General features: G+C 71.3%; 5 protein-coding genes. 2 read left to right on the plus strand and 3 right to left on the minus strand.

What is annotated here, in order from left to right:
* Positions 1–296: 296 nt before the first annotated feature.
* Complete coding sequence (locus ACFC0D_RS38250) at positions 297–1025, plus strand: helix-turn-helix domain-containing protein (protein ID WP_376446658.1); 729 nt, start codon at positions 297–299, stop codon at positions 1023–1025.
* Positions 1026–1040: 15 nt separating this feature from the next.
* Here the strand turns inward: ACFC0D_RS38250 and ACFC0D_RS38255 are convergent, their stop codons facing one another.
* Positions 1041–1961 (minus strand): N-acetylglucosamine kinase, encoded by a 921-nt coding sequence (locus ACFC0D_RS38255; protein ID WP_376446661.1) that lies wholly within the window; start codon positions 1959–1961, stop codon positions 1041–1043.
* A 75-nt stretch (positions 1962–2036) separates the two neighbouring features.
* Between ACFC0D_RS38255 and ACFC0D_RS38260 the strand changes: the two genes are divergently transcribed.
* On the plus strand, positions 2037–2885 hold the full coding sequence (locus ACFC0D_RS38260) for a MurR/RpiR family transcriptional regulator (RefSeq protein ID WP_376446663.1): 849 nt from the start codon (positions 2037–2039) through the stop codon (positions 2883–2885).
* 78 nt (positions 2886–2963) lie between these two features.
* Here ACFC0D_RS38260 and ACFC0D_RS38265 read toward each other — a convergent pair whose 3' ends face one another.
* Both ACFC0D_RS38265 and secG read right to left on the minus strand, forming a co-directional pair.
* Positions 2964–3299, minus strand: coding sequence for an RNA polymerase-binding protein RbpA (locus ACFC0D_RS38265; RefSeq protein WP_003976875.1), 336 nt, complete (start codon positions 3297–3299; stop codon positions 2964–2966).
* A gap of 77 nt (positions 3300–3376) precedes the next feature.
* Positions 3377–3607 (minus strand): preprotein translocase subunit SecG, encoded by a 231-nt coding sequence (gene secG, locus ACFC0D_RS38270; RefSeq protein WP_329121929.1) that lies wholly within the window; start codon positions 3605–3607, stop codon positions 3377–3379.
* Positions 3608–3696: the final 89 nt, after the last annotated feature.

The following is a 3696-nucleotide window of genomic DNA, read 5'->3' on the forward strand; positions in this document are numbered from 1 at the left end:
GCGGGGATGTCCAGGACGGCGGAGACCGGGGCGGTGGTGGCGAACTTCTGCATGGTGCTCTCCTCGTGTCAGCAGCGCGCACTCCGTCGGCCCGCTGTTTCTGATGATGGAAAGCTACGTTGCGTTCATGGACTTGGCAACAGACTCGTTGCGCAAGATTACCGTCACTGCAGGTAGATGCAGAGAAATCGTTGCAACGGATTTAAATCTAACGCAACGTCCGCCATGTCGTTCGTTGCAATGAATGAAAGGTGAACGCTATAGTCGAGTTCTCTACGACCGCGAAGGAGACCGCGATGCCCGGAGGTAGGCTCACCCAGCCCGAACGCCAGCAGATCGCGCTGGGGCTGGCCGACGGCCTGGCCTACGCCGAGATCGCCAGGCGCCTCGAACGCCCGACCTCGACGATCACGCGCGAGGTGATGCGCAACGGCGGCCCCACCGCCTACCGCGCGGACCTCGCCCACCGCGCCACGGAACGCCGCACCCACCGCCGCAGGCAGGCCGCACCGTCGGAGGCGCCTCCACTCGCCCACGGACGCGACGCCGAGGCCGTGCGTGAGTACGAGGAGGTGTTCACCACCGTCATGATGCAGTCGGGCATGCCCAAGATGATGTCCCGGGTGATGGCCTGCCTCTGCCTCGCCGACTCGGGCAGCCTCACCGCGTCCGAACTCGCCGGACGCCTCCAGGTCAGCCCGGCGTCCGTCTCCAAGGCGATCACGTTCCTCGAAGGCCAGGGCATGGTCCGCCGGGAACGCGACGAACGCCGCCGCGAGCGCTACGTCGTCGACGACGACGTCTGGTACCAGTCGATGATGGCCAGCGCCCGCTCCACCGCCCACATAAGCGAGATCGCACGCCAGGGCGTCGGCGTCCACGGCACCGCCACCCCGGTCGGCACCCGCCTCGAGAACATCGCCCGCTTCCTCGACTTCGTCTCCGAGAGCACCGCCCGCGCCGCGGAGCAGGCCCGCGCGATCCTCCACACGAAGCCCGAATCAGCCCCGGACAGCACCACCTGAACCGTCTTCGGACCGTCAGCGCGGGAGCCGGGCCAGGGCGACCGCGCCGGCCACACCGTCCGGCACCGGGGACGGGACCAGGCCCAGCGCGCCCACCCGCTCGGCGAGTCGGGGCAGCAGCGGGCCGCCGGGGCCGATCAGGCCACCCGTCGAGACCAGGGGCTCCCCCGGGCGTGGTGTCAACGCGCCCACGGTGGCGGCCAGTTCGTCCGCCGCTCGGTCGAGGAGCGAACGGGCCACCTCGTCCCCGGCCCGTTCCGCGTCCACCACGAGCGGGCTGAGGGCCGCGAGCCGGACCGGGTGGCCACCGAATCCGTACCCGACGACGCGCTCCTTGGTCAGGCCGCCGCACACCTCCCCCACCGGCCCGGCGAGGGCGGTGGCCGGGCCACGACCGTCCAAGGAGCGCAGGACCGCCCGCAGCGCCTCTCGCCCCAGCCAGAAGCCGCTGCCCGCGTCGCCCAGGAGCCAGCCGTCGCCGTCCACGGCCCTGACCGCCCTGCGCCGCTCCACCCGCGCGCCGGCGGCGCCCGTGCCGGCGATCAGCACGAGCCCGTCCGCCGGAGTGCCGGGCCCCGAGGCGAAGGCGATGTCCGCGTCCCCCATGACCTCGACCCGAGCGGGGGACGCGCCGGCCTCGGCCAGCGCCGCGGCGAGCGCCGACCGGGCCTTCTCGACACCTCCGCCCGGCCCGCCGCCCGCGAAACCGGCCACCACGGAGACCAGCGCACCCGCCCGATCCCGCGGCACGGCGCCCCGCAGCGCACCCGTCAGATTCCGTACGAGATCGGCGTGCGGCACGCTCAGCGCGTTGCCAGGACCGCCCGTGCCCTCAGCGAGCACCGCGCCCGTCGCCGCGTCGGCGAGCCGCGCCCTGCTCCGCGTACCGCCGGCGTCGATGCCGAGCACGCACATCTGAATCCCGGATTCGTTCATCAGCTCGCATGGTGGTTGATAGATTCACCGCTCGACAAGACCCGCGCACCAGGCGGGGCAGGAGGGAACACCACCGTGATCACCGTTCTGATCCGCTCCGAACTGCCCCGCATGTCCGGTTCCTTGCGCAAGGTCGGCGTCTGGGTCCTCGACGATCCGGGCCGGGTCTCCGGAGTCTCCGCCGCGGAGCTGGGCCGGCGCACCGGTACGTCCCAGGCCACCGTGACCCGCTTCTGCCACTCCCTCGGCCTCGGCTCGTACCAGGAACTGCTCCTCGCCCTCGCGCAGGAGCGCGGAGAGAACGAACGCAGCGGCGAGCAACGGCCCCTCGGGCCGGACATCGGGCCAGACGATCCGCTCGACCAGGTCGTCGCCGCCGTCGCCCAGGCCGATCTGCTGGCCCTGCGCAGGACGGCCGAGCATCTGGACCTCGACGCCCTGGAGCGGGCCGCGCAGCTTCTCGCCAAGGCCCGTCGCATCGACGTCTACGGCGTCGGCGCCTCCGGCGTGGTGGCCCTGGAGACCGAGGCCCGGCTCTTCACCATCGGCTGCGACGCCCGCGGCTGGACGGAGGTGCACGCCGCGGAGACCTCGGCGGCGCTGCTCACGCCCGCGGACGCGGTCGTGGCGCTCTCCCACTCCGGGGCGACCCGCGAAGTCCTCTCCCCGCTACGGCTCGCGGCCGACCGGGGCGCGCGGACGATCGCGGTGACCGGCGACCCCCGCTCCCCCGTCGCCCGGGCCGCCACCACCCATCTGACGGCGACCTCGGCCGAGACCAGCTTCCGGCGCGGCGGGTTCGGGACCCGGCACTCGGTGCTGCTGATCCTGGACTGCCTCTACGCGCGCGTGGCACAGCTGACGTACGCACGGGCGACCGCCGCAATGGCACTCACCGCACACATTCCGGACAACCACCGCTAGAGCGGGCGTACGCGAACGGGCCCTGCCCACGAACCGAGTTCGCGGGCAGGGCCCGTTCGTCACACTGTCACACCACGCTCAGATCTCGCCGCGCAGTTTGGCGAGCGCCTCCGCGAGGATCGCCTCGCCGTCCGCGTCGCTGCGCCGCTCACGTACGTACGCGAGATGCGTCTTGTACGGCTCGGTGCGCGGCGGGTCCGGCGGGTTGTCCCGGTCCTGACCGGCCGGGAAGCCGCAACGCGGGCAGTCCCACGTCTCCGGAACCTGTGCGTCACTGGCGAAGCTCGGCTGCGTCTCGTGCCCGTTCGAGCACCAGAAGGAGATGCGGAGGCGCGGCGCCGACTCGCCCCGCTCGGCCTCCCCCATCGGCCCCGCTCCGACCCGGCTTCCCCGGATCGCGTTGCCACTTGCCACGGTCGTAACTCCCTGCGTGATGGTGCTCGAAGATGCCCCAGTCTACGTAAGGCCCAACGCGCGTCCAGTGATTGGAGTTACACGTCCAACTTCATCAGAAGCGCAAGTACGACAATGCACGCGAACCACAGCAGACCGACCACGATGGTGATCCGGTCCAGGTTGCGCTCGGCGACCGAGGAACCACCGACGGACGACTGCATACCGCCACCGAACATGTCGGAGAGGCCGCCGCCCTTCCCCTTGTGCATGAGCACCAGCAACATCAGCAGGCCGCTGAAGACGATCAGGGCGATCGAGAACCCCATAACCACGGCTGGACCAACTTCCTCGGATCTCATACGGACGGGGGTGGGGGCCGGGCAGCCCCACCCCCCCCCCGGGACGAAGGATACCG

The sequence above is a fragment of the Streptomyces sp. NPDC056222 genome (assembly GCF_042264065.1).
GTDB lineage: Bacteria > Actinomycetota > Actinomycetes > Streptomycetales > Streptomycetaceae > Streptomyces.

What these genes read in the sequence shown, in the direction of transcription:
- ACFC0D_RS38250 (WP_376446658.1), top strand. Translation starts at nt 297, where the DNA reads ATGCCCGGAGGTAGGCTCACCCAGCCCGAACGCCAGCAGATCGCGCTG.
- ACFC0D_RS38255 (WP_376446661.1), bottom strand. Translation starts at nt 1,961, where the DNA reads ATGAACGAATCCGGGATTCAGATGTGCGTGCTCGGCATCGACGCCGGC.
- secG (WP_329121929.1), bottom strand. Translation starts at nt 3,607, where the DNA reads ATGGGGTTCTCGATCGCCCTGATCGTCTTCAGCGGCCTGCTGATGTTG.